The 24,706-nt window shown below is 70.5% G+C and carries 24 protein-coding genes and 1 riboswitch; of the genes, 15 read left to right on the plus strand and 9 right to left on the minus strand.

The genetic code is table 11. The annotated features are described in order from the left end of the window. Positions 1 to 57 precede the first annotated feature (57 nt). The 4 genes from ACZ48Z_RS22995 to ACZ48Z_RS23010 all read left to right on the plus strand — a co-directional run bounded on the left by ACZ48Z_RS22995 (position 58) and on the right by ACZ48Z_RS23010 (position 3,682). A complete protein-coding gene (locus ACZ48Z_RS22995; protein WP_468737726.1) occupies positions 58 to 1,071 on the plus strand; it encodes a permease in 1,014 nt (337 codons plus the stop codon). Further along, entirely contained in the window at positions 1,068 to 1,817 is a 750-nt protein-coding gene (locus ACZ48Z_RS23000; protein WP_468737840.1) for a TIGR03943 family putative permease subunit, read from the plus strand. Before ACZ48Z_RS22995 ends, ACZ48Z_RS23000 begins: the two co-directional genes overlap by 4 nt. Positions 1,818 to 2,161: 344 nt before the next feature. Next, positions 2,162 to 2,983 (plus strand): GAF and ANTAR domain-containing protein, encoded by an 822-nt coding sequence (locus ACZ48Z_RS23005; RefSeq protein WP_468737727.1) that lies wholly within the window; start codon positions 2,162 to 2,164, stop codon positions 2,981 to 2,983. A 72-nt stretch (positions 2,984 to 3,055) separates the two neighbouring features. Beyond that, on the plus strand, positions 3,056 to 3,682 hold the full coding sequence (locus ACZ48Z_RS23010) for a GAF and ANTAR domain-containing protein (RefSeq protein WP_468737841.1): 627 nt from the start codon (positions 3,056 to 3,058) through the stop codon (positions 3,680 to 3,682). Between the two features lie 4 nt (positions 3,683 to 3,686). Here the strand turns inward: ACZ48Z_RS23010 and ACZ48Z_RS23015 are convergent, their stop codons facing one another. After that, positions 3,687 to 4,475, minus strand: coding sequence for a hypothetical protein (locus ACZ48Z_RS23015; protein ID WP_468737728.1), 789 nt, complete (start codon positions 4,473 to 4,475; stop codon positions 3,687 to 3,689). Between the two features lie 495 nt (positions 4,476 to 4,970). On the opposite strand from ACZ48Z_RS23015, the gene thrS reads away from it, so the two are divergent. Continuing rightward, positions 4,971 to 6,185, plus strand: a complete 1,215-nt coding sequence (gene thrS, locus ACZ48Z_RS23020; protein ID WP_468737729.1) for a threonine--tRNA ligase — start codon at positions 4,971 to 4,973, stop codon at positions 6,183 to 6,185. A 38-nt stretch (positions 6,186 to 6,223) separates the two neighbouring features. Next, positions 6,224 to 7,186 carry a nucleoside hydrolase gene (locus tag ACZ48Z_RS23025; RefSeq protein ID WP_468737730.1) on the plus strand — a complete coding sequence of 321 codons (963 nt, stop codon included), beginning with the start codon at positions 6,224 to 6,226 and terminating at the stop codon, positions 7,184 to 7,186. Positions 7,187 to 7,196: 10 nt separating this feature from the next. Here ACZ48Z_RS23025 and pglX read toward each other — a convergent pair whose 3' ends face one another. Beyond that, positions 7,197 to 10,724, minus strand: a complete 3,528-nt coding sequence (gene pglX, locus ACZ48Z_RS23030; RefSeq protein WP_468737731.1) for a BREX-2 system adenine-specific DNA-methyltransferase PglX — start codon at positions 10,722 to 10,724, stop codon at positions 7,197 to 7,199. Positions 10,725 to 10,922: 198 nt separating this feature from the next. Here pglX and ACZ48Z_RS23035 point away from each other — a divergent pair, with 198 nt between their 5' ends. Together ACZ48Z_RS23035 and ACZ48Z_RS23040 are read left to right on the plus strand one after the other, a co-directional pair. Next, a complete protein-coding gene (locus tag ACZ48Z_RS23035; protein ID WP_468737732.1) occupies positions 10,923 to 11,102 on the plus strand; it encodes a hypothetical protein in 180 nt (59 codons plus the stop codon). A gap of 139 nt (positions 11,103 to 11,241) precedes the next feature. Then, on the plus strand, positions 11,242 to 12,675 hold the full coding sequence (locus tag ACZ48Z_RS23040) for an ATP-binding protein (RefSeq protein WP_468737842.1): 1,434 nt from the start codon (positions 11,242 to 11,244) through the stop codon (positions 12,673 to 12,675). 99 nt (positions 12,676 to 12,774) lie between these two features. Here ACZ48Z_RS23040 and nicT read toward each other — a convergent pair whose 3' ends face one another. Next, entirely contained in the window at positions 12,775 to 13,878 is a 1,104-nt protein-coding gene (gene nicT / locus ACZ48Z_RS23045) for a Nickel transporter NicT (protein WP_468737733.1), read from the minus strand. A 29-nt stretch (positions 13,879 to 13,907) separates the two neighbouring features. Beyond that, a riboswitch (cobalamin riboswitch) is annotated at positions 13,908 to 14,113 on the minus strand. Between the two features lie 80 nt (positions 14,114 to 14,193). On the opposite strand from nicT, the gene ACZ48Z_RS23050 reads away from it, so the two are divergent. The 5 genes from ACZ48Z_RS23050 (at position 14,194) to ACZ48Z_RS23070 (ending at position 16,926) form a co-directional block, all read left to right on the plus strand. Then, positions 14,194 to 14,541: an ArsR/SmtB family transcription factor gene (locus ACZ48Z_RS23050; RefSeq protein ID WP_468737734.1), complete on the plus strand. Its 348-nt coding sequence runs from the start codon at positions 14,194 to 14,196 to the stop codon at positions 14,539 to 14,541. Between the two features lie 235 nt (positions 14,542 to 14,776). Continuing rightward, a complete protein-coding gene (locus tag ACZ48Z_RS23055; protein WP_468737843.1) occupies positions 14,777 to 15,151 on the plus strand; it encodes a sortase-dependent protein in 375 nt (124 codons plus the stop codon). Positions 15,152 to 15,153: 2 nt separating this feature from the next. Next, entirely contained in the window at positions 15,154 to 15,789 is a 636-nt protein-coding gene (locus ACZ48Z_RS23060; RefSeq protein WP_468737844.1) for a class F sortase, read from the plus strand. A gap of 104 nt (positions 15,790 to 15,893) precedes the next feature. Continuing rightward, positions 15,894 to 16,391 carry an RNA polymerase sigma factor gene (locus tag ACZ48Z_RS23065; protein ID WP_356108628.1) on the plus strand — a complete coding sequence of 166 codons (498 nt, stop codon included), beginning with the start codon at positions 15,894 to 15,896 and terminating at the stop codon, positions 16,389 to 16,391. Continuing rightward, entirely contained in the window at positions 16,375 to 16,926 is a 552-nt protein-coding gene (locus tag ACZ48Z_RS23070) for a hypothetical protein (protein WP_468737735.1), read from the plus strand. Before ACZ48Z_RS23065 ends, ACZ48Z_RS23070 begins: the two co-directional genes overlap by 17 nt. 165 nt (positions 16,927 to 17,091) lie before the next feature. Here the strand turns inward: ACZ48Z_RS23070 and ACZ48Z_RS23075 are convergent, their stop codons facing one another. From ACZ48Z_RS23075 to ACZ48Z_RS23090, 4 genes are all read right to left on the minus strand, one after another. Next, on the minus strand, positions 17,092 to 17,457 hold the full coding sequence (locus tag ACZ48Z_RS23075) for a peptidoglycan-binding domain-containing protein (RefSeq protein WP_468737736.1): 366 nt from the start codon (positions 17,455 to 17,457) through the stop codon (positions 17,092 to 17,094). A gap of 378 nt (positions 17,458 to 17,835) precedes the next feature. Further along, entirely contained in the window at positions 17,836 to 18,441 is a 606-nt protein-coding gene (locus tag ACZ48Z_RS23080) for a GNAT family N-acetyltransferase (RefSeq protein WP_468737737.1), read from the minus strand. Beyond that, on the minus strand, positions 18,438 to 19,619 hold the full coding sequence (locus ACZ48Z_RS23085) for a ThiF family adenylyltransferase (protein ID WP_468737738.1): 1,182 nt from the start codon (positions 19,617 to 19,619) through the stop codon (positions 18,438 to 18,440). Before ACZ48Z_RS23085 ends, ACZ48Z_RS23080 begins: the two co-directional genes overlap by 4 nt. Before the next feature lie 110 nt (positions 19,620 to 19,729). After that, positions 19,730 to 19,954, minus strand: a complete 225-nt coding sequence (locus ACZ48Z_RS23090) for a hypothetical protein (RefSeq protein ID WP_328748872.1) — start codon at positions 19,952 to 19,954, stop codon at positions 19,730 to 19,732. Between the two features lie 280 nt (positions 19,955 to 20,234). Between ACZ48Z_RS23090 and ACZ48Z_RS23095 the strand changes: the two genes are divergently transcribed. Beyond that, positions 20,235 to 20,810, plus strand: a complete 576-nt coding sequence (locus tag ACZ48Z_RS23095) for a dihydrofolate reductase family protein (RefSeq protein ID WP_468737739.1) — start codon at positions 20,235 to 20,237, stop codon at positions 20,808 to 20,810. A gap of 114 nt (positions 20,811 to 20,924) precedes the next feature. Here the strand turns inward: ACZ48Z_RS23095 and ACZ48Z_RS23100 are convergent, their stop codons facing one another. Further along, complete coding sequence (locus ACZ48Z_RS23100) at positions 20,925 to 21,869, minus strand: LAETG motif-containing sortase-dependent surface protein (protein ID WP_468737740.1); 945 nt, start codon at positions 21,867 to 21,869, stop codon at positions 20,925 to 20,927. 260 nt (positions 21,870 to 22,129) lie between these two features. Between ACZ48Z_RS23100 and ACZ48Z_RS23105 the strand changes: the two genes are divergently transcribed. Next, on the plus strand, positions 22,130 to 23,815 hold the full coding sequence (locus ACZ48Z_RS23105; protein ID WP_468737741.1) for a glycoside hydrolase family 13 protein: 1,686 nt from the start codon (positions 22,130 to 22,132) through the stop codon (positions 23,813 to 23,815). Here the strand turns inward: ACZ48Z_RS23105 and ACZ48Z_RS23110 are convergent, their stop codons facing one another. Next, positions 23,816 to 24,583: a DUF4142 domain-containing protein gene (locus ACZ48Z_RS23110; RefSeq protein WP_468737845.1), complete on the minus strand. Its 768-nt coding sequence runs from the start codon at positions 24,581 to 24,583 to the stop codon at positions 23,816 to 23,818. It abuts the gene before it with no gap. Positions 24,584 to 24,706 lie beyond the last annotated feature (123 nt).

Raw genomic sequence — 24,706 nt, forward strand, 5'->3', positions numbered from 1 at the left:
CTGCGCACAGGTATGTCCGGTTAGCCTGCGCGGGACACCGAGGGCGGGACAGGACGTGTGGAGAACCAGAGGACGCCGGCCGACGGACTGCGGCTCGTCGCCTTCGGTCTGCGGGTCCTCGTCCACGTCGTCCTCGGCGGGGCCGCACTGCTCGCCGTCGTCACTGTCGCCTCGGTCCTCGGGCCCATGCTCGCCCTCGACCTCTACACCCCGCCGGTCGCCGCCTGGTGGACCGTCTTCACGGCGATCGCGGTGCAGGGCGTGCCCTTCCTCCTGCTCGGCACGGTCGTCTCCGCGGCGATCGGCGCGTTCGTGCCGGAGCGGGTCCTCACCCGGCTCCTGCCGCGCAACCAGGCCCTCGCGGTGCCGCTCGCGGGTGCGGCGGGAGTCGTCCTGCCGGGGTGCGAGTGCGCGTCCGTGCCGGTGGCCGGGAGCCTGATGCGGCGCGGGGTCGCCCCGCCCGCCGCGCTCGCCTTCCTGCTGTCCGCGCCCGCCATCAATCCCGTGGTGCTGGTGGCCACCTCCATCGCCTTCCCCGGCCGGCCCGGGATGGTGCTGGGACGGCTGCTCGCCTCCCTCGCCACGGCCGTGGTGATGGGCTGGCTGTGGGCCCGGTTCGGCCGCGAGGAGTGGCTGCGGCCGCCGAAACGGCCGGCCGGGACGTCCGCCCGCGGCCTGCGCGCCTTCGGCGCCGGACTCCAGCACGACTTCCTGCACGCGGGCGGCTTCCTCGTGCTCGGCGCGGCGGCCGCGGCCACCTTCAACCTGGTCGTCCCGCGATCCGTCCTGGACCTCTTCACCGGCTCGGCCTGGCTGTCGGTCCTGCTCCTGGCCGTCCTCGCGGTCGTGCTGTGCGTGTGCAGCGAGGCCGACGCGTTCGTGGCCGCGTCCCTGAGCGGCTTCTCGCCGACCGCCAGGCTGGCGTTCATGGTGGTGGGGCCGATGGTCGACCTCAAGCTGATCGCCCTCCAGGCGGGCACCTTCGGGCGGGGCTTCGCCGTCCGGTTCTCGGCCGCGACCTGGGTGACCGCGGTGGCCGCCGGCTCGCTCGTGGGGTGGTGGCTGCTGTGAGGCGCTACGGCCCCTGTCTGCTCCTCGTCCTCGTCGGCGCGGCGGTGCTGCGGATCTCGCTCCTCAGCGACCTGTATCTGCGGTACGTACAGGGGGCGTTGCGGCCGTACCTGGTGCTGTCCGGGGTGCTGCTCGTGCTGCTGGGGACCACGATGGCGGCGGTGCGGCGAGCCGCACATGACGAGGAGCACGAGGAAGACCACGGCCACGAACACGGCCACGAACACGGCCACGGGCACAGCGCCGCCGGCCCCCGCATCGCCTGGCTGCTCACCCTGCCCGCCCTCGCGCTGCTCCTCTTCCCGCCGCCCGCGCTCGGCTCCTACAGCGCCGGGAGGGAGGCGGCGCAGCGGGCCGCCCAGGGCGTCGGGACCTTCCCGGCCCTGCCCGCAGGCAACCCCGTCACACTCACCGTCGGGGAGTTCGGCTCGCGGGCGGTCTACGACAGCGGGCGCTCGCTGACGGGCCGTACGGTCCGGATGACCGGCTTCGTGACCCACGGCGACGACGGCACCTGGTACGTCACCCGGCTGGTCGTCACCTGCTGCGCCGCCGACGCCACCACCGTCAAGGCCGAGGTGCGGGGCGCCGCGGACGGGGCCCCGCCCGCCGACACCTGGGTCACCGTCACCGGCACCTGGCACCCCAGGGGGAAGCTCGGCACCGAGGCCGCCTGGCCGCCCGTCGTGGACGCGAAGACGGTGCGGCAGGTGAAGCAGCCGGCGGATCCCTACGAGAAGCGCTGATGCGGATGCCGGGGCGGCCGCCGTGTCGGTGGCCGGCGACCGCCCCGGCGAGGACGCGCCGCTCCTTTGGCGCGTCCTCCTGGAAGGTCCCCGTCCCGCCGGGACATCGGCAGACGTCCCGGTCGGCGTCGCGGAACAGGGACAAAGCAGCTGCGCCACCGAGGGCACACAGGCCATCGGGCGGGATCGAAGGGGGTCGACGGGGACAAGGGCGGCTGCGGCACAGTGGGACGCTGTGCGGCCGTTTCCTGACCGTCACCGTCAACCGTAAAGAACTCGTACGCAGTCTGTGAAGAGCGCATGGGGGTACCCGGTGGTCCGGACCACCGAGGAAGGACGCCCCTGTGACGGACACATCCTCCGCCGCCCCGCCCGACGGGCCGGCCCGCGGAGAGCAGACCCTGGCACGACTGCAGCAACTGCTGCTGGAGGCCGACCGGCTGGACGACTTCCTGCGGGAACTCGTGCGGCTCGCCTCGACGTCGCTGGCCACGCCGGTGTTCTGCTCGATCACTCTCAGGTCCGAGGACAGCACCCACCCGTACACCGCGGCCGCCAGCCACCAGCTGGTGGACCAGTTCGACCAGAGGCAGTACGACGAGGGCGACGGGCCCTGTCTGCGGACCCTGCGGACCGGCACCTCGCACCACGTCGACGACGTCGACCAGGAGGACCGCTTCGGGTCCTTCCCCGAGATCGCCCGGGAGTACGGCCTGCGCAGCATGCTCGCGCTGCCCCTGGCCGCGCCCCGGCAACAGGTCGCCGGTGTGCTGAACATGTACTCCAGTGAGCCGTACGGCTTCGACCTGTCGGTGCGGGAGCAGGCCGCCGTCTTCGCGGGGCACGCCTCGGGCGCGCTGGGCGTGGCCCTGAAGTTCGCGGGCCAGCTCCAGTTCAGCCTGGACCTCCAGAGCGCGATCGCCTCGCGGACCGTCATCGACCAGGCGCTCGGCGTCGTCATGGCCCGGGAGGGCTGCACCTCGGAGCGGGCCTTCGAGATCCTGACCAAGGCCTCCCAGAACGCCAACGTCAAACTGCGCGACCTCGCCACCGACCTCGTCCAGGGGGTCTCCGGGCAGCCGCCCTCCGTACGGCCGCTCGCCCCGCGCAACTTCCCGCTGTCCGGCCAGGGCTACGAGGCGTTTGGCCACGAGGGCGAGGGGTAGCCGGGCGGTGCCCATGGGCGGGGCTTCGACCCGCTCGACCTGTTCACCCGGCTCGGCGGGCACTGCACGGACCTGCTTCCGGTCGACGCCGTGGGCGTGGTGATGGCCGACGCGCGGGGCGTCCTGCGCAACATGACCGCCTCCGACGACGACCTGGCTCTGCTGCACCTGTTCCAGGTGCAGCAGGAGGAGGGGCCGTCCGTCGACTGCTTCCACACCGGCGAGGTCGTCGCCGCGGACGATCTGCGCGAGGGGTCCCGCTGGCCCCGGTACACGGCGTACGCGCTGGAAGCGGGCTATGCCTCCGTGCATGTGCTGCCCCTGCGGCTGGACGGCCGGCCGATCGGCGCGGTGTCCCTCCTCAAGCGCGACAGCGCGGCCCTGCCGTCCGAGGACCTCGCCCTCGCCCAGGGCATGAGCGACATCGCCGCGCTGACCCTGACCCACTGGCCCGCCGAGGCCCGGCGCCCGCACGACCTGCTCACCTCCCTGCAGGCCGCGGTCTCCGCGAAGGCGAGCGTCGAACTCGCCAAGGGGCTGCTCTCGGAGTACGCGGGTGTCTCGTTCCCCGAGGCGCTGGAGCTGCTGCGCCGGCACGCGGAGAAGGAGCGCCGGTCCCTGACGGCCGTCGCCCGCGCCCTGGCCGAGCGCAGCCTCGACCCCCGGGACGTGCTGGAGGAGCAGCTGCGCCGGTCCTGACCGGTCACACCTGGACCCGGCCCTGCTTCCTGACCTCCGTCAGCCGCCGGGCCCCCAGCTCCACGGCGGCCTGCGTGGCATCCGTCTGTACGTCGCCGAAGCCGCCGTTGGTCACGCTGATCGCGTCCTCCCCCACCCGGACGGCGGCGACCTCCAGGGTGAGCGTCACCGGTTCACCGTCCGGGGACTGGCCGGTCAGCAGCAGCCCCAGCCCCTGCCGGGCGGTCCCCGCCTCGGGCAACGGCACCTCCAGCACCTGGACGCCCAGCACGGCCCCGGTGACCGTCGTGGCCGCGAACCGGCCGCACTTCTGCGGAAGGCCCTTCAGCCAGGTCAGCGTCTTGTCGATCTCGGCCGGGGGACGTGCGAGCACCTGATAGCGCAGCTGTGCCTCGTTCCACTGGTCGTCCAGTCCCACGACCGCGCGGGGCTGGGCATCGGCCCCGAACACGTCGTCGGCGTACAGCGCGTCGAGCAGCCGCTGGCAGTCCGGCAGCTCCGTCTTCGCCTTCAGCACCCCGTCGTGCCAGGTGGCCGTGCCCTGGGTGGGGGTCCAGGGCTCCCCGAGATCCGACTCCGTGATGAGGGCGGCCTGGGCCATGGCCTCGGTGAGGGTGGTGGGGGCGGCCGGGGAGGCTTTCGGGCTCTTGGACGGGGCCGCGCTGGTGGGCGGGGTGATCGGCGGCTTGGCGGCGGTCGGCGGGGTGGAGAGCGCGGAACAGCCGGTGGCGGTGAGGAGACCGGCGAGGCCGAGGACGCAGGCGGCGACGCGGGGGGCGCGGGACGGGGTCATGTCTCCAAGTGATCACCGGGTCCGGCGGGGTCACCAGTGGTCCGGGCCGTACGGGTTACGCGGTGCGGCGGGCCGTACGGCGTTACGCGGTGGGTGGGACGTCCGGGACGCCGTTCCCCGGTGACCTGTGTGCGGTCCGGCGAAATCCCTGCGCCCGGGACCCGAGCGTGGGGGTTCGGTTGAGATCCCTTGGTCCGGGACCCGTGTGTGCGGTCCGGCGAAATCCCTGCGCCCGGGACCCGCGCGTGAGGTCCGGTCGAGATCCCTTGGCCCCGGGTCCATGTGTGCGGTCCGGCTGAAAATCCTTCGCGTGGCCCGCACTCCTCCCGCTACCGTCACCCTCATGCAGCGCGCCCAAGCAGTCCCGTCGATCACGACGACGCCGGAGCAGGTCCCGGCGCGCTGACCGCTGACGCAGTCCGAAGCCCCGGGGCGAGTGCCCCGGGGCTTCGTCGTTCCCGCCGGTCCCTCGCCCCCACCCCGAGGGAGACCCGCATGTACGACCACCGCCGACTCGGCCGCGAACTCGATCTGTTCGACACCGACCCGCTGATGGGCGCGGGGCTGCCGTACTGGCTGCCCGACGGGGCCGTCGTACGGCATGTCCTGGAGGAGTACGTCAGGGACGCCGAGCGGGCCGCCGGATACCGGCATGTGTACTCGCCGGTGCTCGGCAAGCGGGAGCTGTACGAGATCTCCGGGCACTGGGACCACTACAGCGAGGACATGTTCCCGCCGATGCGGCTGGGCGGCGAGGAGGTCGTCCTGCGGCCCAGCCTCTGCCCGCACCACGCCCTCATCTACCGGTCGAGGTCGCACAGTTACCGTGAACTCCCGCTACGGATCGCCGAGTTGGGAGGGATGTACCGGTCCGAGCCGTCGGGTGTCCTCGGCGGTCTCACCCGCGTCCGCTCCATCCAGCTCAACGACGCCCACATCTTCTGCACTCTGGAGCAGGCGGTCGAGGAGGCCCGCGCCGCCCTCGACCTCATCCGCCGTGCCTACGACGACCTCGGCATCCGGGCGAGCCGCTACCGCCTCTCCCTCCCGGGCGACGGCGGCAAGTACGTCGCCGACCCGCAGCTCTGGCACCGCGCCACCGCCCTCCTGAAGGACGTCCTGGACGGCGTCGAGTACGAGTCGGCCGAGGGCGAGGCCGCCTTCTACGGCCCCAAGATCGACGTACAGGTCACCGACCCCGCGGGCCGCGAGTCCACCCTCTCCACCGTCCAGATCGACTTCCACCAGCCCGAGCGCTTCGACCTGCACTACATCGGCCCCGACGGCGGAAAACACCGCCCGGTCATGGTCCACCGCAGTGTCATCGGCAGCGTGGAGCGGCTGGTCGCGCATCTCGTCGAGGCGAACGGCGGCGCGTTCCCGGTGTGGCTCGCCCCCGTCCAGCTCGTGGTCCTGCCGGTGTCCGACGCCCAGGAGGAACGGGCCCACGACGTCGTACGGCAGGCTCGCGCGCGCGGCATCCGGGCCGAACTCGCCGTTCCGGGCGACGGCACCCTCGCCGCCCGCATCCGCGCCGCGCGCCTGGTGCCGTACCAGGCGGTGATCGGCGAGCGGGAGGCCGACGCCGGCTGTGCGGCCGTACGGCTGCGGGACGGACGCAGGCCGGGAGCCGTGCCGGTCGACGAGCTGCTGGACCGGATCGCCGCCCGGGACGCAGACCGCGGGGCCGAACTCTGGGCGGCTGCGTAAGGTCGGACCCGTACGCCAGTGACGAAAGGACCCACGCCGTGACCGGTCAGCCCATCCCGGTGATCATCGACTGCGACACCGGTGTCGACGACGCCCTGGCCCTGCTGTTCGCCGTACGGCATCCCGGCATCGACCTGCGCGCGGTCACCTGTGTCGCCGGGAACACCGACGTCGACGGCGTGGTCCGCAACACGCTGACCGTCCTGGAGCAGGCCGGTGCCGGTGACATCCCCGTCGCCCGGGGCGCCGCCCGGCCGCTGATCGAGCCCGTGCGCACCGCGCAGCACGTGCACGGGCAGGACGGCATGGGTGACCTGGGGCTGCCCGCGCCGACCCGGGTGGCGGTGGACGTGGACGCGGTGACGCTGCTCAGGCGGGAGATCCTCGCCTCGCCGAGGCCGGTCACCCTGATCCCGACCGCGCCGCTGACGAACATCGCGCTGCTGCTTCGCACCCACCCCGAAGTGGTGCGCAACATCGAGCGGATCGTGTTCATGGGCGGCGCGGTGGCCACCGGGAACGCCACGCCCGTCGCGGAGTTCAACGTCTGGCACGACCCCGAGGCGGCCGCCGTCCTGCTCACCGCGGGCGTGCCGATCACCATGTACGGCCTGGACGTCTTCGAGCGGGTCATCGTCCCGGCGGCGGACGTCCAGCGGCTGCGCGCCAGTTCGGAACCCTCCCTGCGCATGGCCGGCGAACTCCTCGCCCACCGCGACCCGGCCACCTCCGGCGACCCCACCCCCACCGGCGGCCTCGGCGACGCGGGCGCGGTCTGCGCGGTTGTCGACCCGGGTGGCCTGAGCACCGAACTCCTCCCGGTGGAGGTCTCGTTGGCACCCGGCCCGACCCGCGGCCAGACCGTCGTCGACCGCCGCCCGCGGCCCGGCGAGTCCGAGATCCACGGCGGCGAGCGCGAAGTCACCCTCGTGGACGTGGCGTTGGGCGTGGACGTGGAGCGTTACGTGAAGCTGTGGCTGACGGCGGTGGAGGGGGTCTAGGGCGGCCCTGCTAACCACCCTTTCGCGGCCTGCCTCGTCTCGGGGCAGGAGGACGCCAGGAGTTCACATCCTCGGCCGAGAGGTTCCGGCGGAGGAGATGTTCCTCGTAGACGTGCCTCAGGGGGCCCTCGCTCGACGGGGAGCCGGGGGGCAGTCCGTCGCCGCGGGCTGTGGCCCATGGGAGGAGGTCTGCCAACGCCCGGAGCAGCGGCAGAGCGGATTCAGGACGATGCGCGTGGGCGTGGGACTCGGCTTCAAGGAGATCGAGGACCGCTCCCACTCGGTCTTGGGCGTTCCAGCCCGCCCAGCCGAGCGGCATGGTGGGCGACAACGGCGAGACAGCGGATCCGAATGAGACGAAACGCTCGTTCGGGATGTCGAACTTGCCGCGCTGCTTCCAGTACGACGGCCGGAAGAAATCCGCAGGTGTGTAGCGCGACGGAAGGTCACGGCCTACGCCGGAGTCGACCACTCCCCTTCTGTCCTCCTGGCGCTGGACCTCCCACAGCTCCTCCCACTCCTGCCGTTTGCGAAGGCCGGATGCCTTGTACCGGAGAGGAGCCGCCTGCGGGACGTGCTCGTCGGCGAGAAGCTCCAGAAGAATTTCGGACACACTCGCGCCGGGAACGAAGTGTGCCGCCAGTTCGACGAAGTCCTCGTCCGTTCCCAGCCGTTCGGCCAGGTCCCGAACCGTCCGGGTGACGGGGCGTCGTCCCTGTGGGGTGGTTTCCCACCACAGTTGGGGCGATTCGCAGTGGCCCAGCAGGCGTTCGCGCAGGAGTTCACGGACGATGGCGTCCCACGGGGAGGCAGACCAGCGGCGCTTGTACTCGGGCTGCTCTAGCAGTGACAGAGAGGCGTTCTCCTGGATGGCGTTCACGCGGCGTTCCACCACGTCCCGGTAAGTCGAGGGCCAGTGCTTCGGGATGTCGGGCACAGGTGCCGTCCCGTGCCGGTGGAACCAGTCCGTCCGTGCCTCTCCTGTCGCGAGCCTCCGGGCCAGTGCAATCTCGAAGGCCCGCTCGCCCAGGGCGATCTCGGGCACATCCTCCGGCGGAGCGAGCAGCTCTTCCCCGTGGGAGATCAACCCGTAGAGGCCGTACACCTTCCAGTCGAGTTCCTCCTGGATCGCGATCATCCTTGATCTGATCGAGGACCAGCGACGCCGGGCCGAGGCGAGAAACTCTTCGGTGATCCGCGTGCTCGTGTCCGAGACCTCCTCCAGTACGTGTCTCGTCCCGGCCGCCAGCCGGTCCAGTTCCCTCGCCTCGTCGACAGGGAACGCGGAGGGAAGCGGCAGGTCGAGGAGTCGGGTGGAGGTGAACTCGTAGATCTTCTCCCAGGCCTCACCGCCGCGGAGCTGGTCGATACGGGGCCCTCCCTTGCTCTGACTCATCTGCTTGAGCCAGAAACACACGGCCGAGCTGTTGAGGGCGCCGAGTAGTTCGAGGTGGGAGCCCTCGGTGTCGCTCGGCGACAGCTTGATCACTGGTGCCGAGTTGAGCGGGACGGCGGAGCCGCGGAGAAGGCTGAAGTGAGGATGTGTGGCCACCCAGGGAAAGACGATGGACCACGGATGCGTGTCCCAGCCGGATGTGACCTGGTGCCAGTCGTACCAGGGGGCGGTCTTTTTCGCGCCCTGCCTCTCGCGCAGCACCGTCCGGTACGGCCACAGGCGCTGGTGATGTCCTGGAAACAGTCGCAGGTCGATGGGCTCCCGAACGTTCTCTGCGCGCGGATGGAACGCCACGAGGGTCGGGGATGCGGACCAGTCGCGTACCTCGGAGCCGGTCAGCACGGGGACGGTGGCGGACTCCTCGGCTCCGCCGCGGCGGAAGGCACGGGCAGTGGCGCAGAAGAGATCGTCAGATCCTGTGTTTGCGGCATATCCGATACGCACGACTCGCTCGCGGAGCCGCCCTCCGGCCTCCATGCGGCGCAGCAGATCTTTGGCCGCTGACGCGGTGAGACTCCAGGGGAAGACGCTCAGCTGCTCGCGCTCCTGAGCGTAGGACTCCGCCCACTGACTCGTGGCCCCGGCCGTGAACGCCAGCTCCCGCAGCGACCGCCAGACGTGCCCCTCGGCGGGCACAACCGGCACCGCGGGCTCGCCTTGACGACCCACGACCATGTGAACGGGTACGCGAGGGTCGGGTACCCGGCTCCGTCCCACGAGGACGGCGGTAGGGGTTCCGTGTCCGGGGATGTACGCCCCGGACGTGTCGATGACGTGGGAGATCTCAACTCTGGCCAGGACACGTTCGATGAGGTTTCGCCCGAATTCCCGCTTCATGAAGGAGTTGGAGGTGAGAAGGCCGACGTGACCCGCCGTCTCGCCCCGCAGTGCGAGATCGAAGGCGAGCTCCGTGAAGGGGACCGACAGCGGATAGGGCCCGCTGCAGCTCTCGTACAGGTCCCGGTAGGCCGTGAACAGTGCCTTGTCCTTGACGGTGATGTAGGGCGGATTCGTCGTCACCACGTGGTAGGAGGCAGGGCGGAGGAGCCCATGGCGAGCGGCGTACTCATCGACGTCGTCCGCCGTGTCGAACCCTGCCGTCATCCTGGCGTGTGGATTCGCCCGGCCGTACAGCAGCGAGTCGCCTGTCGCCACCACCAGTGGCACGTCCGGAACGTCTTCGAGTCGCCGCTCTCCGGTGCTGTCCATGGCGGCCAACAGCAGGCGGAAGCGTGTGACGCTGACCGCGCAGGGGTCGATGTCGCAACCGTGCACGGACCGCAGAGCTCTCGCCGCTCGTTGCCACCGGCTCATCTCCGGCCTGGTCTCGGACCACTGCTGGAACAATCGCTCGTAGGCGTCGAGCAGGAACGCGCCCGAGCCGCAGGCCGGATCGATGACTCGGAAGCCGGACAGTTCCGGCACGCCGGGTGCGTGTTCGGCCAAGGCGGGGTCGATCGTGAGGTCGTGGATCAGGCTGACGACGAAGGACGGGGTGGCGGTCTGGGCGTAAGCCTTCATCGCGCGCTCGTCGATCGCCGAGTACAGATCCGCCAGGAACTCGGTGGAGCGTGCCGTGCCGGTGAAGTCGTGAACGAGGGCACCGTCCGGGGTCCGGCGGCGCCAGAAGGAGAGCAGCGCCTCGCAGGCGTCGTGGCCGGGCCGCATGCGCCACAAGGGGTGGCTGGTCCTGTCGAACACCAACGCCATGGTGGGGTGCGTGCAGAGGCGTTCGACGGCATGGGCGATCAGGTCGCCGGCCGACGCGTGCGGGCGGGCCGCGTAGAAGGCCTCGTCCGCGGCGTCTGCCGTATCCGTGGCGAAGGACAGGTCGAGCAACTCGTTGTCCTCGCAGAACCGGATCATCGCGGTCGCGAGCACCCAGGCCGTCGCGGTCCGGGAAAGCTGCGCGTCCAGCCATGAGTGCCAGGTCGCGGACGTGAGACCGCGAAACCTCGCCGTCTGGTACTCGTCCCGCAGCTTCTCGGTGGCCGGATCGGTGGGAGCGCGCCCGTGCAGGTCCCGCTCGATGTCGACGGTGAGTCGCCGCAGTTCCTCAGCCAGGACATTGAAGGCGGACATTACGCGTCTCCCGATCGGTATTGCAGCTGCCGATTCACTGATCGTGATTCTGTGCTGGAGGTTATCACCCTGAGAGTGTCGTAAAAGCTTGAGAGTGTTGGAGTGTTCCTCTACGCTCCATCCTGGATGTGGCGGACGGGCGACGGAAGGGTGGGCGGCCTGATGGACGGCGGCAGTGGGGGGCTAAGAAAGGTGTGGGTGGCGATCATCCTGCTCGGCGCGCTGTTCGCCGGCGGGGCCGCCGCCCTTCTGTTCTGGGTCGTAGGGCACGGGAGTCAGGTCGAGGGCCGCGTGAAGGGTGCGCTTACGGCGGGAGGGGCGACGTTCCTGGGTGTGGCCACCCTTGGGCTCACGGTGGGGATTTTTCTGGGCGGGTGACTGCCCTTGGAGGGTTAGGGTTACACTCCTTAGAGGTGTGGTTCTAACAAAGGGGTTGCTGGTGCAGCGTCGAACGGGGCCGGGTAAGCCCTCGCGCGTTTTCGACCGGGGTGCCGAGTGGGACGGGCTCACCGCCTTCATGAGCCGCCCCCTGCCGTATGCCATGCTCGGGATCGTCAGCGGCAGGCGGCGCATGGGCAAGACTTATCTCCTGCGGGCACTCGTCGAGCAGTGCGGCGGCTTCTACTTCGGGGCCACGGCCGGGACGGAGGCGGAGTCCCTGCGGCAGTTCAGTTCGGCTCTGGCGGAACACGTGGGCTCGCCCGCGCCTTTCGCCTTCTCCACTTGGCACGACGCGATCTCGTATCTCTTCGGTCTCGCCGCGCCAGGCCGGGGGGAAGGTCCGTTCCTGGCGGTCATCGACGAGTTTCCCTACCTGGTGAAGGTCTCACCGGAGCTTCCCTCGCTCATCCAGCGAGAGATCGACCGCTGCCAGGTGGAGGAGAGCCGCATGCGGATGCTCCTGTGCGGCTCGGCGATGTCCGTCATGGGCGGGCTGCTGGCCAGTACCGCACCCCTGCGCGGACGGGCTCAGCTGGAACTCGTTGTCCGTCCCTTCGGCTACCGGGCCGCCGCGGACTTCTGGGGAGTCGCCGCCGAACCGGCGCTCGCGGCCAGACTGCATGCCGTGGTCGGGGGCACACCGGCGTACCGGCGTCAGTTCCTGGCGGACGACGTTCCCGCACATCTCGGTGACTTCGACGACTGGCTCTGCCGAACCGTCCTCTCACCGTTCAGCCCGCTCTTCCGGGAGGCGCGCTACCTGCTCGCCGAGGAGACGGACATCCGGGACACCGCGCTCTACCACTCGGTTCTCGCAGCTGTGGCACAGGGCAATACGACGCGCGGGGGCATCGCCGGTTACATCGGCCGCAAGTCCGTCGACATCTCCCATCCGCTCAACGTCCTCGAGGACAGTCACCTCCTCGTGCGGGAGGCGGACATCTTCAGGGCCGGCAAGTCGCAGTACCGCATCACCGAACCACTGATCAACTTCTACGAAGCCGTCATGCGTCCCGCCTGGACGCGGTTGGAGAGCGGCCAGGCCGCGGAGGTGTGGGCCCGGTCGGCCGAGCGGTTCGCGGCTCAGGTGGCGGGCCCGCACTTCGAGGCCGTGTGCCGGGACTACGTACTCGGGCCGGGACGATCTCTGCTCGGCACGTCCCTGGGGGCGGTCGGAAGCGGAGTGGTGACCGACCCGAGGGCACGCCGGCAGATCGAGATCGACGTGGCTGCGGTCGAACCGGGATCCGGCGGGGCCAAGCCATCGGTCGCTCTGCTCGGGGAGGCGAAGTGGGGGACCACCATGGGGCTGAACCACCTTGAACGGCTTGTCCGGGCCCGGGACGTCCTTGCCGAGCGGGGGATGGACACCACGCGGTGCGGGTTGGCGTGCTTCAGCGCTGCGGGTTTCAGTGACGCCCTGCGGGCCGAAGCCGAACGAGGTGGAATCCTGCTGATCGGCCTCGACGAACTGTACGGCCGAGCGATGCCGGCAGCCGTTCTGCCCTAGCCGGCCGCCGGCCAGGGTCCTGTCGCCGCACCGGCCGAATGCTCAAGCAACCGGCTGGGGCGGGACGGACTCGCTCCTTGTGGCAGACGTCGCCTGCCGCTAGTGGGTGTCGGCGGGCCGTACCGTCCACCGCTGCTCCACCTTCGCGAGCCGCCAGTAGGTGATCGCCGCCGCCCACACCACCACGAACAGGCCGACGATGACGTAACCGACGTTGTCGAGGTCGATGTCGGCTATCCAGGTGGTGAGGTCGTCGGTGAGGTCGAACTTGTCGTGCAGGACGCCGACCAGCTCGATCGTGCCGATGAAGAACGCGACGGCGATGGACAGCCCGGTGATGGCGAGGTTGTAGAAGACCTTGCGCACCGGGTTGGAGAACGCCCACTGGTAGGCGAAGTTCATGAACGTGCCGTCGAGGGTGTCGAACAGGCTCATGCCGGCGGCGAACAGCAGCGGCAGGCACAGGATCGCGTACCAGGGCAGCCCGGCCGCCGCGCCCGACCCGGCCATCACCATCAAGGTCACTTCGGTGGCCGTGTCGAAGCCGAGCCCGAACAGAAAGCCCAGCGGGTACATCTGGCCGGGCCGGGTGATGGACTTGGTGAGGCGTCCGAGGATGCGGTTCATGAACCCGCGCGAGTCGAGATGCTGCTCCAGCTCCTTCTCGTCGTACGTCCCCGCCCGCATCGCCCGGAAGACCTTCAGGATGCCCAGCAGGGCGACCAGGTTGAGGGCGGCGATGAGGTAGAGGAACGAACCGGAGACCGTCGTACCGAGAAATCCCAGCACCTGGTGGGTGCTTGAGCCCTCGTTCATGACCTTGCCGGCCAGCTGGGTGCCGCCGGCGATCAGCGCGGCGAGCAGGACCACGACACTGGAGTGCCCGAGCGCGAACCAGAACCCCCCGGACACCGGCCGCTTGCCGTCGGCCATCAGCTTGCGGGTGGTGTTGTCGATCGCGGCGATGTGGTCGGCGTCGAAGGCGTGCCGCATGCCGAGGGTGTAGGCGGTGATGCCGAGCCCGATACCGAAGGCCTTGTCGCCCACCTCGTAGTGCTCCGGGACGACGAGCAGGAACAGGATGCCGAAGGCGACGACGTGCAGGGCGGCGATCGCGACCATCAGGCCGACCGTCTTGACGGTGTCCTCGCGGCGCCAGCGGAAGGAGGCGGCGGCGCTCTCGGGCAGGGCAGGGTCGGTCATACGGTGGTCACTCCAGCACCTCGTGGATGAACGCGTGAGCTGCCGTGGCCGGTCTCCTGGCTTACGGGTCGTGCGTTTCCCTGCCCGCCTTCCCGGCCTCGTGCTGACGACCAGTGGCTGTCCCGCGAGGGACGTGGGAGGGAAACTCCCCGATCACAGTGGCGAGGGCCGCGCCGGTATGGACCCCTGAGGGGTCGTCACCGGCTTCCCGAGCACCACGGCCCGACCACGGTAGGGGTGCGCGGCGTCTCCTGCATAGCTGCATACCTGCGCAGGTATGGAAGATCACACCGGCCGCCTGCGAGGATGACCCCCATGCATCTCGTCCCGGCGGACCGAGCGGACCGCCGCACCATCGACGGACACCGGGTGTGCGACGCCATCGCCGCGATCGGTGACCCCGGCCATGTCCGCGCATGGTCGGACCGTTTCGCCCTCCTCGCCGACCCCAACCGCCTCTCCCTCCTCCTCGCCCTGCACCGGACCGGCCCCCTCGCGGTCTCCGACCTCGCGATCGCCACGGGCATGAACGACCCCGCCGTGTCCCAGGCCCTGCGGCTGCTGCGGGCGGCGGGCGTGGTGGCGGGGGAGAAGGAGGGGCGGGTGGTGCGGTACTCGGTGGTGGACGAGGGAGTGCGGGGGCTGTTGAAGCAGGTGCCGTGAGCCTGAACCGGCGATCAGGGCCGTTCGCTGGAAGCCGGCGGCCGAGCCGCTGAACAGCCTTGCTCCGCCACGGAGTTACCCCACCTCGACGACTTTGCCATCCCTTTACAACCTGCTCCTCCGCCGGCTCGTCTCTCCGCACGTTCCGTCACTCAGCCGCCCGGCCGGCCCGAACACCGGGCCGGGCCACTTTCCGGGCGGACCGACGAAAGAGAGCGATTCCATGCGCCGTACCGTGCGCCGTACCGTCCTCAGCGCCGTGGCACTCGCGGCCACCGCCGTACTGGCGGGCACCGCGCCCGCGTTCGCCGACGGCACGAGCCCGTCCTCGGCCCCCACCACCGCGCCGACCGAGGCTACCGCCGCGCCGACCGAGGCACCGGCCGACGAGGCCAGTTCGGTGCCCAGCGTGGCCCCCACGACCGACGCCGGGGCCTCCCCGTCCCAGGTCGCCGAGGTTCCGAACGGCGCGCCCGACACCGGGGTGACGCAGACGTCGACGGACTCCGGAACGCCGGGAGCGCTGATCGGCGGCGGTGCTGCCGCCGCGTTCGCCGTGGCCGGCGCCGCGGTGATCGTCGTACGCCGTCGGCGGGCGACCGGAGCGTGACCCTGCTCTCCAGGCGTGCGTTCGGCACCGGGGCCACGGCTGCCGCGGCCTCGCTGCTCGTGGGCTGCTCCTCCGACGCCGGGGGCGTACGGACGACGGGGACCGCGGCTCCCGACCCCGCCGCGTCGCAGCAGTCAGCGGGCAAGCACACCGCCGCGAAGTCCGTCCGCGCGGTGGGCCGTTCGGCCCCCGTCCGGCTCAGAGTCCCCGCCATCGGCGTCGACACCCCGGTCATGCGGCTGGGGTTGGCGTCCGACGGTACGGTGCAGGTCCCTCCGATCAGCGACCACGACCAGGCCGGCTGGTACGAGCACTCACCGACGCCCGGCCAGACCGGCCCGTCGGTGATCCTCGGCCATGTCACGGTCGGCGCGTACGGGGACGGCGTCTTCCGCGGCCTGTCGCGGCTGCGCCGGGGCGAGAAGATCGTGGCGCGCCTGGAGAACGGCACGCAGACGGAGTTCACGGTCACCTCCGTGCGGACGGTGGCCAAGGCCGACTTCCCGACGGACGACGTCTACGGGAACGTGAGCCGGCCGGAGCTGCGGCTCATCACGTGCGGCGGCCCCAAGGACGAGGACGGCTACCTCGACAATGTGATCGTCTTCGCCGCGCTCACGTCGTCCACGACACCGTGAGCACGCTGGAACACGAAGGACGGCGGGCCGCCGGAACGTACGCCGGCGGCCCGCCGTCCTCCCCCACGAGTGCCACGCCGGTGGCAACAGGCACATGGAGAGCGTTGAAACGGTCCCGCGAGAAAGAGGCGGCAGCGTCCGAGCTGTTCGCCGCTCTCTACCCGCGCCTGGCCGGCTGGTGCCGCCGCCTTGTGGACGACGACGAGACGGCCCACGAGATCGCCTCGGAGGCGTTCACGCGCCTGTGGGCCCGCTGGACCTCGGTGGAGGAGCCGCGCGGCTTCCTCTATGTGACGGCGGCGAACATCGTCCGGGACCACTGGCGCAAAATGGAGCGCGAGCGAAAGGCGATGCGGCGCGCGACCACGGAAGCGGCTCTGCGCCCGCACACGGAGGCGTCGGACCCGTCCGTACGTCTCCTCGTCCAGTCGCTGCCGGAACGGCTGCGGGTGCCGATCCTCCTCCACTACTACGCTGACATGCCCATTCGGGAAGTGTCCGCGCTGACCGAACGCAAGGAAGGAACCATCAAGGCCGACCTCCACGCGGCCCGTGAACTACTCCGTGCCCACCTGAGGAAAAGTCTTGACCACACGCTTTGACGACGACGAAGTCCCGGAATTCGACCCCTCCGCCGCGGACCACGACCCCGACGACCCTCTCCTGATCCTTCTCGGACCCGCGTCCGCCCCCGCCTACCTGGGCGCTCCCCCGGGTCGCTACGAGGAGATCCGCCGCACCGCGACCCGCCGTCGCCGCACCCGCGTGGCGGCCGGAGTGGGCGTGGCCTGCGCCGTCGCCGCCGTCATCGTCCTGCCCCTCAACCTGACGACGGCGCAGAGCCCCCGCTCCCCGACGGTCCCCCAGGCCCCGCCCCCCGCGAGCAGCCCGGTGACACCCCCCGTCGACCGCTCGCCGTCACCGTCCCCCGCCACCCCGCAGCCGTCCGAACCCGCCACCCGCGACCCCGCCGGCCCCGACGACGTTCCCTCCGGGACGTCCCTCGCCCCGAGCCGAATGCCCCGCACCACGGCCGGCGTGACATCGGCGCCCACGCCCTCGGCTACGACAGGGGCGACTGCGGCGGACGTCGAGCCGTCGGCGAGCGTGGCGCAGGACAGCAGCATGGCGCCGTAGTGGCCGGGCCAAAGAAAGCAGCGTCAAAGAACAAGGTGGGCAGGACGTCAAAGCCGATCCCGAGCGCAACAGTCTGTCTGTGTCCGTTGAGACCGCGACAGCGTTTCGGGCCGATCGAGCGGCAAATCCCCGCTCGACCGGCCCGAAACCATATGCAGATGTGGCTCAGCAGCCAGTGGCGTTGTAATTCCAGAACGCGGCCCGGGTCTGCGGTCCGGCGATCCCGTCGGGGGTTCCGGCGTTGTAGCCGACGTTGTTCAGGAACTTCTGGAGCGCTGTGATCGTGTTGGGCCCGACGGCTCCGTCGACGGTACCGGCGTTGTAGCCCCAGGCGTTGAGCAGCCGCTGTGCTGCCTTCCAGCTGTTGGTGCCCAGCTGTCCGTCCTCGGTGCCGGCGTTGAAGCCCCAGGCGTTCAGGCAGCTCTGCCAGTTCTTGGCCCGGGCCGTGTCCAGGCCGAGGTTGTTCACCGCGAGGACGGAGACGCGCGCGCTGCCGGCCGTGGACTGGGTGGCCTGCTGAGGAGCTGCCACGCTCGCACTCGCACCCGCGAGACCTCCGGCTGCAATGCCGACGACGGCACTCGCGGTAACGAGAGCCCTGGCCAGAGAAGATCGCATTGTTCTCTCTTTCCTATCGACAATGAGGAAGTGACGCGAACGACCGCGCCGGCCGTCCGCACCGACCCGAGCGTGCCAGGAGCACACACTCAAAATCTCGCGAAAATACGCCCCACTTTTTCGTATGACCAAATCCCGGCCATATTTCAGGCGTCTTCTGCGGTGGGATTCCGCCAGGGGTTCTGTGAATTCCGGCCGATACGGTCGTCGGCGCGATCGGGTACGCCCGGGTGACGGCCCGGCGCCGGAACGGGACGCGTTCCGGCGCCTCATCACTCGGGTGGCCGTCGCTCAGGCCGGCAGGAGGCCGTGGCTGTCGGCGAGGACGGCTTGTTCCGCGGGGGTGGCCGAGGCGCGCCATTCCGGGGCCAGGGCGGCGTACGTGGTGACGTCGTGCCACTGGCCCTGGGTGTGGAACAGCTGCCGCAGGGTGGCCTCGGGGTGCAGGCCGGCGGCGAGCATCAGGTCACGCATGCGGGTGTGGTCGGCGCGGTGGCCGGCCCAGATGCGGTGCAGGCCCAGGGGACCGAAGCCGTACGCCATCAGGAGCCGTCCGGCCTCGTGGCCGTGGCCGCGCACGGGTGCGTCGGGCAGCAGGACGAGTCCGGTGAGCATGGCGTTGCTGCCGTAGTCCTCGACCAGCAGCCCCATGGTGCCGACCATGGTGTCGTCGCCCGGCGCGCACACGGCGAGGGTGTGCCTGCGGCGCGGGTGGGCGTAGGGCTGGGCCAGGCACTGGGCGAAGGCGTCCTGTGCCCGGCGGGCGTCCATGCGGTCGATGCCGAGGTAGCGGGTCAGCACGCGGTGGGTGTAGACGCGCTCGAAGGGCGCGAGGTCGGTGGCCCGCAGTTCGCGCAACCACAGGTGCTCGCCGTGCAGTTCGGGCAGGTGTGTCATGACATGGCTCCGGCCGGGACCGCCCGCTCGGCGGTGACGAGGGCTTCGAGGTCGACGTAGTAGCGTCCCGACGGCACCGGGGCGCCCAGCAGGATCCGTCGGGCGGTGTCGGTGACCAGGGCACCGCCGAGTGCGACGCCGCTCGCCAGCTGCGGCCAGCTCGACAGCGTGCGGCCGATCCGGCCCAGGGCGTCGGTCATGGCCGGGCTGAGGCGGCTCTCGTCCACGATCCGCAGCAGGACGTCGAGCGACCCGGCGGGGTCGAGGCCGCGGACGTCGCGGGCGGTGAGGTCGCCGGCCCGGCCGTGGAAGAGGGGGCGGTCCGGTTCCTCGTCGAAGCGCTCCACGTCCAGCAGGCCACGGTCGTTGGCGTCCATCAGCACCGGGACGCGGCGGGCGCGGGCGTGCTCACGGGCGGCGAACTTCGCCCAGAGGGTGTCGCACTCCTCGACGAGCAGGTCGAGTCCGGTACCGGGAGTGCTGCCGGTGGCGGTGCCGAAGAACTCCTCGATGGTCTCCTCGGTCACGCCCGAGCGGTGGATCTCGATGTCGAGATAGGGGTCGATCTCGTACATCTGACGTGCGCACAGGACGGTCTTCTCCACGCCCAGGTCGTGGACACCGGCCCGCAGCCGGTTGAGGTTCGACAGCCCCAACCGGTCGAAATCCGCCAGGCGGAACGATCCTCCTACGCCCTCCATGGCACAGGTGAGCGCCGCGCTGTTGCCCACGGACAGGCCGAGCACGCCGATACGCCGGCCGAGCAGCGCCTGTTGTTGGACCCGGGTGATCTTGTCCCGGTTGCGGTCGGTGCGGACCAGCCGGAACTCCTCGGCCGGCAGGACGTGCACCAGCCGTGCCGACCACGGGTACCAGACCCAGGTGCCGTAGCGCCTGCGCGGGGCGCCGGCCAGGATCTCCGTGATGGCGGCCGCCATGCTCGGCTCCTCCGGCGGCTGCCCGGGCCGCATGCAACGCGCCAGTTCTTCCAACTGGTCGTCGATGCGGTCATGGACTTCCCGGACGGCACCCGATTCCAGCAACGCCGCGAGAGCCGCTGCTCCGTCGGCGTCCGCCGGGTTCAGGAGAGCGGGTCGGAAGGCGTCCTGCGGGGCGGTGGCAGAGACAGCGGTGGGGAACGCGGGTGAGGTATCTGTGCGGATATCTGAATCGATCACGAGGCGGGAAGTTAGCAGTCGAATGATCTTGGAAAGCCCTTGTCACACGGGAGGGCGCATTCGAATTGATGCGCGGGAGGAGAGGCGTGGTGCATGCGGGGCCGAGGGTGTCAGCCGCTCGTTTCCGGGCCCCACTGATCGGGGCCGACTCCTCGCCAGTCGATCCACGGTGAGTCCGCCACCTCCGACGGGTCGATCTCCAGTCCGGCCCGGCGGAGGAACTCGGCCACGTCGGCCGCGTTGTGGGCCAGGCCGAGGATCTCGCCGTCCACGCGGACGCGTCGGCCGCCCGTGGGTGACGGGGGGAGCACGATCACGCGAATCGGTCCGGACATGCCTTCAGGATCGTCCTGGGCGTCCGGTCCCGCATTCCGGCCCGTCATCGGCGCGGCCCCCCGGTGCGGACGGGGCGCTGTCCGGGCCGCGGGTGGGCGGGACTCCGTTCCCGTTGTGGCCGGGTGAGGTGGTCGGGAAGCGATCGCATGACTGGATTCAATCATGTGTTCGATTTATGGGGCCATGGCCGGCACGGCGATGAGTTCCGGCGGCGGGCCGGGTCTACCGGGTTACGGGTGCGACGGACGTCGACGCCCCTCCGGACGAGGAGACACCGACATGACCGCTACTTACACCTTCGACGTCTTCTCCAGCCTCGACGGCTACGGCAGCGCCGGTGGCGACTGGACCGGCTACTGGGGCAAGCAGGGACCCGAACTCCTCGACCGCCGCCTCGCCCTGTACGGGCCGGAGCAGCGGATGGTCTTCGGCGCCACCACATACCGGGCCTTCGCGCGGATGCTGGCCGAGAGCACCGAGGACTCCGACGTGCGCGACCCGTGGGTCACCCGGATGCGGAACCTGCCGACCACGGTGGTGTCCACGACGCTGGAAGGTCCTCTGGACTGGCCGGACGCGACCGTCGTCAGCGGGGACGCGGTGGACGTCGTCGCCCGGCTCAAGAAGGAGTCCGAGGTGCCGCTGCGCTCGCACGGCAGCCTGGCGATGAACCGGGCACTGATGGCGGCCGGCCTGGTCGACTGCGTCCAGGTGACGCTCTTCCCCGTCATCACCGGCCGGACCGGGCAGGACCCGGTCTTCGCGGGCGCGGCCGACTTCGACCTGGAGCTGGTGGAGCACCGGACGCTCGACGGACACATCCAGGAACTCGTCTACCGGCCCACCCTCCACTGACCCGTCCGGCAACCCGAACCCGAAAAGGCCGCCCACACCGCGGACGGTGGGACGGCCCCTTCGGGAACGTTCAGGAATGCTCAGGGACGTTCAGTGATGTTCAGCGACCGTTCGTCAGGCGCGCGAAGCCTTGCGCCGACGCGTGGCCAGGACGATGCCCGCGCCGCCCGCGAGGAGGACGGCCGCGCCGCCCGCGATCAGCGGGGTGTTGCTGCTGGCGCCGGTCTCGGCGAGGTTGTCACCGCCGCCACCGTTCGGGGTGGGGACCGCGGGGGCCGTCGTGGACTCCGAGGCGGACGGGGTCGGGGACTCCGTCGAGGGGGTCTCGGAGGCGGGGGGCGTGCTCTCGGAGGCCGGGGGCGTCGACTCGGACGCGGGCGGGGTCGACTCCGAGGCCGGCGGAGTGGACTCCTCCGCGGGCGGGGTCGCCGGAGGCGTGGTCTGCGTGGTCGTGCAGTCCTTCGTGCCGCCGTTCCAGGCCGCGATCAGCTTGTCCTTGATGACCGGGTGGTCCGGGCCCTTGGGGAGGTCGCCGTGCGTGAAGCCGTCGTTGGCGTCGAGCTTGCCGTCGAACTTCGTGTTGCCGCGGTAGAGGTCGACCTGCCCGTAGCAGCCCGCGTCGGGGATCGCGACGTCGAGGGTGTCGACGGAGCCCGCCTTGACGGTCACGGTGTCGAAGTCGTGGAAGACCTGCTCGCCGGAGGTGGCGAACGTCGGGCCGTGCGCGAGGTAGGACGCCAGGGAGGCGGTGCAGGTGGACGCGTCGCCCGCCGCGCGGACCTTGACGTGGACCTTGCCGTCGTCGCCCGGCTTCAGGTTCTGGTCGTCGACCTTCACCGAGGCGAAGAAGTTCTTGCCGTCGAGCGAGAACTCACAGCGGTCGGTCTCGGTCTTCGAGCCCGCGCCCGTACCGGGCTTGTAGCTTCCGCCGTCCTGCCAGCCCTTGCCGCCGGGGCAGTCGGACGCCGAGGCCACAGAGGCGAGAGCAGCGGAGAAGGCGAGCGTCGCGGCGCCCGTCCCCAGCAGGCGCCGCATGGTGACACGTCTCGCTATGGACATACGTATCCCGTCAGGAAGAAAAAGTGGTCTCAGAAACACTGGGCCCATTGGTCACATGCGCCACGGTGTCCGCACATCGTGGATCTCGATGCTTAAACCTGTCAACCTGCGGTGATGCAAGGTCGCTTCAAAGGCCATCACAATTTCGCCACACCAGGAATGATCTCCTCCGGAAAGCGTCTGGTTCACCTTTCGGGCGAGGTGGACAGATTCCCATTTGTCGCTCGAAAAAAGACCGCACATATTCCGGAGGAGTCCGCGTGACCGCCCGCACCACCGCGCCCGAAGCCTCACCCATCCCCTCGCCCGACCTGTCCAGCAATGACCCGAACTGGTGGCGGCAGGCCGTCGTCTACCAGGTCTACCCCCGCAGCTTCGCGGACGCCGACGGTGACGGCCTCGGCGACATCAGGGGCGTCACCCAGCGCCTCACACACCTGGCCGCGCTCGGCGCGGACGCCCTGTGGCTGAGCCCGTTCTACCCCTCCGAACTCGCCGACGGCGGCTACGACGTCGCCGACTACCGGGACGTCGATCCCCGCCTGGGCACCCTCGACGACTTCGACGCCATGGTCGCCGAGGCCCACCGGCTCGGACTGAAGGTGATCGTCGACCTCGTCCCCAACCACACCTCCCACCGGCACGCATGGTTCCAGGAGGCCCTCGCCGCCGGCCCCGGCTCGACCGCCCGGCGACGCTACGTGTTCCGCGACGGCAAGGGCGCGCACGGCGAACTCCCGCCCACCGACTGGCAGTCCGTCTTCGGCGGCAGCGCCTGGCGGCGGGTGCCGGACGGGCAGTGGTACCTGCATCTGTTCGCCCCCGAGCAGCCCGACCTCGACTGGTCGAACGACGAGGTCCGCGAGGACTTCCGCACCACCCTGCGCTTCTGGTGCGACCGCGGGGTCGACGGCTTCCGCGTGGACGTGGCCCACGCCCTGGTCAAGGACCTCGGCGAACCGCTGCGCGATCTCGGCACCCCCGAACTCAGCGGGGACCAGGCCCTCGCCTCGATGGCACCCGGCACCCACCCCTTCTTCGACCGCGACGAGGTCCATGAGATCTACCGCGACTGGCGCACGATCCTCGACTCCTACACACCGCCCCGTACGGCCGTCGCCGAGGCCTGGGTACCGGGTCCGCGCCGCGCGCTGTACGCCCGCGCCGACGAACTCGGCCAGGCCTTCAACTTCGAGTACCTCCAGACCCCGTGGGACGCGGGCGACCTGCGCCAGGTCATCGCCGACTCCCTCGTCACCGCGCACGCGGCTCACGCCTCGGCCACCTGGGTGCTCTCCAACCACGACGTCGTACGGCACGCCTCCCGCCTCGTGCTCCCGCCGGGCACCGACGAGAACGCCTGGCTGCTGACCGGCGGCCACGCGCCCGACGTGGACGCGCGGCAAGGTCTGCGGCGCGCTCGCGCGGCCACGCTGCTCATGCTGGCCCTCCCGGGATCGTCGTACGTCTACCAGGGCGAGGAACTCGGTCTGCCCGAGGTCGCCGAGCTGCCCTTCGAGGTGCTCCAGGACCCGATCTGGGAACAGACCGGGCATGTGCGCAAGGGCCGCGACGGGTGCCGGGTGCCGTTGCCCTGGACGACGACGGGGCCGTCGTACGGCTTCGGGGCGGGCGGTGCGTGGCTGCCGCAGCCGCAGTGGTTCGCGCGGTACGCCGTCGAGGCCCAGGACGGCGTCGAGGGCTCCACGCTGGAGCTCTACCGCACCGCCCTGCGCCTGCGCCGCAAGCTCCTTCAGGGGGAGGACCTCACCTGGACGGACACCGGACCGGCCGACGTGCTGGACTTCTCCCGGCACGAGGGCTGGCGGTGCGTCACCAATCTGTCGGACAGCGCTGTGCCCCTCCCGGCGGGTGAGGTGCTGCTGACCAGCAGCCCGTTGGAGGACGGGCTGCTGGGGCCGGACACCACGGTCTGGCTGGGCTAGCTACCCGATGGTCGGGGTCGGGGTGGCGCCCGCGCTCGGTGCGGAGCCGCCGCCGCTCGAGGCGTCACCCGGGAGCGCGACCGGTGTGGAGGTCGAGGTCGGCGGCGGGGTGAGCACGATCATCGGCTCGCCGGGCTGGGGCGCCGGCGGGGTCAGGTCGACCGAGGGCAGCTTCGGCGGGGTGGTCTGCATGAACAGGGCCTGGTCGAAGTTGACGAAGCCGGTCTTCTCCATGACCGTCATGTGGTCCAGGACCGTGTTGTTGGCCTGGTCGGCCAGCGCGCGCACCAGCGAGTTCTTGGTGGTGGAACGGATCTTGGCGATCGCGTTGAAGATCGAGCCGTGCGTCACACGCAGGATGTTGGCGAAGTTCGAGTCGAACTGCTGCCCGGAGCTCGAGTCGATCGTGTTCACGAAGCCCAGCTGCTGGGGGCTCGCCACGTTCGGGAGGGTGATGTTGAGCATCGCGGCGACCTTGCGGTCTGTGGTGTCCAGCGCCGCGTGACCGTCGATGAGGTGCTCGCCCGCGGTCTTGACCGCCGGGGTCGTCCCCTTCTGGAGGGCGATCTTCCCCAGCGGGTACTCCCAGAGGCCTGCCGCCCTGACCTTGACGACGAAGTCGCGGTCCTGTTCGGTCAGCGGGCCCCATTGGGTCTGCGCGATGATTCTGTCCTGTGCGGTGGACGCTTGGCTGACGCCAAGCATTGACGGGTACGCGAGCGCGCCCAGTGTCAATGTGAGGGCTCCGCCCACGAACAGCGTTCCCATCGCGTTGCGCGAGAGTGGCACCGTGCCTCCTGCCCGGTCGGGGATCCCCCGCCGGGAGGCGGGTCGGACGCACAGGAGTACGGGCGTGGGGGCGCCGGCGTTCATCGTGTACGGGACACGGTC

Source organism: Streptomyces sp. NPDC031225, assembly GCF_055570355.1.

Bases quoted from the DNA above. Each gene is read 5' to 3' on its own strand.
- ACZ48Z_RS23100 (WP_468737740.1), bottom strand. From the start codon at position 21,869: ATGTCCATAGCGAGACGTGTCACCATGCGGCGCCTGCTGGGGACGGGC.
- pglX (WP_468737731.1), bottom strand. From the start codon at position 10,724: ATGTCCGCCTTCAATGTCCTGGCTGAGGAACTGCGGCGACTCACCGTC.
- thrS (WP_468737729.1), top strand. From the start codon at position 4,971: ATGTACGACCACCGCCGACTCGGCCGCGAACTCGATCTGTTCGACACC.
- ACZ48Z_RS23015 (WP_468737728.1), bottom strand. From the start codon at position 4,475: ATGACCCCGTCCCGCGCCCCCCGCGTCGCCGCCTGCGTCCTCGGCCTC.
- nicT (WP_468737733.1), bottom strand. From the start codon at position 13,878: ATGACCGACCCTGCCCTGCCCGAGAGCGCCGCCGCCTCCTTCCGCTGG.
- ACZ48Z_RS23090 (WP_328748872.1), bottom strand. From the start codon at position 19,954: ATGTCCGGACCGATTCGCGTGATCGTGCTCCCCCCGTCACCCACGGGC.
- ACZ48Z_RS23040 (WP_468737842.1), top strand. From the start codon at position 11,242: ATGAGCCGCCCCCTGCCGTATGCCATGCTCGGGATCGTCAGCGGCAGG.
- ACZ48Z_RS23050 (WP_468737734.1), top strand. From the start codon at position 14,194: ATGCATCTCGTCCCGGCGGACCGAGCGGACCGCCGCACCATCGACGGA.
- ACZ48Z_RS23095 (WP_468737739.1), top strand. From the start codon at position 20,235: ATGACCGCTACTTACACCTTCGACGTCTTCTCCAGCCTCGACGGCTAC.
- ACZ48Z_RS23110 (WP_468737845.1), bottom strand. From the start codon at position 24,583: ATGGGAACGCTGTTCGTGGGCGGAGCCCTCACATTGACACTGGGCGCG.
- ACZ48Z_RS23080 (WP_468737737.1), bottom strand. From the start codon at position 18,441: ATGACACACCTGCCCGAACTGCACGGCGAGCACCTGTGGTTGCGCGAA.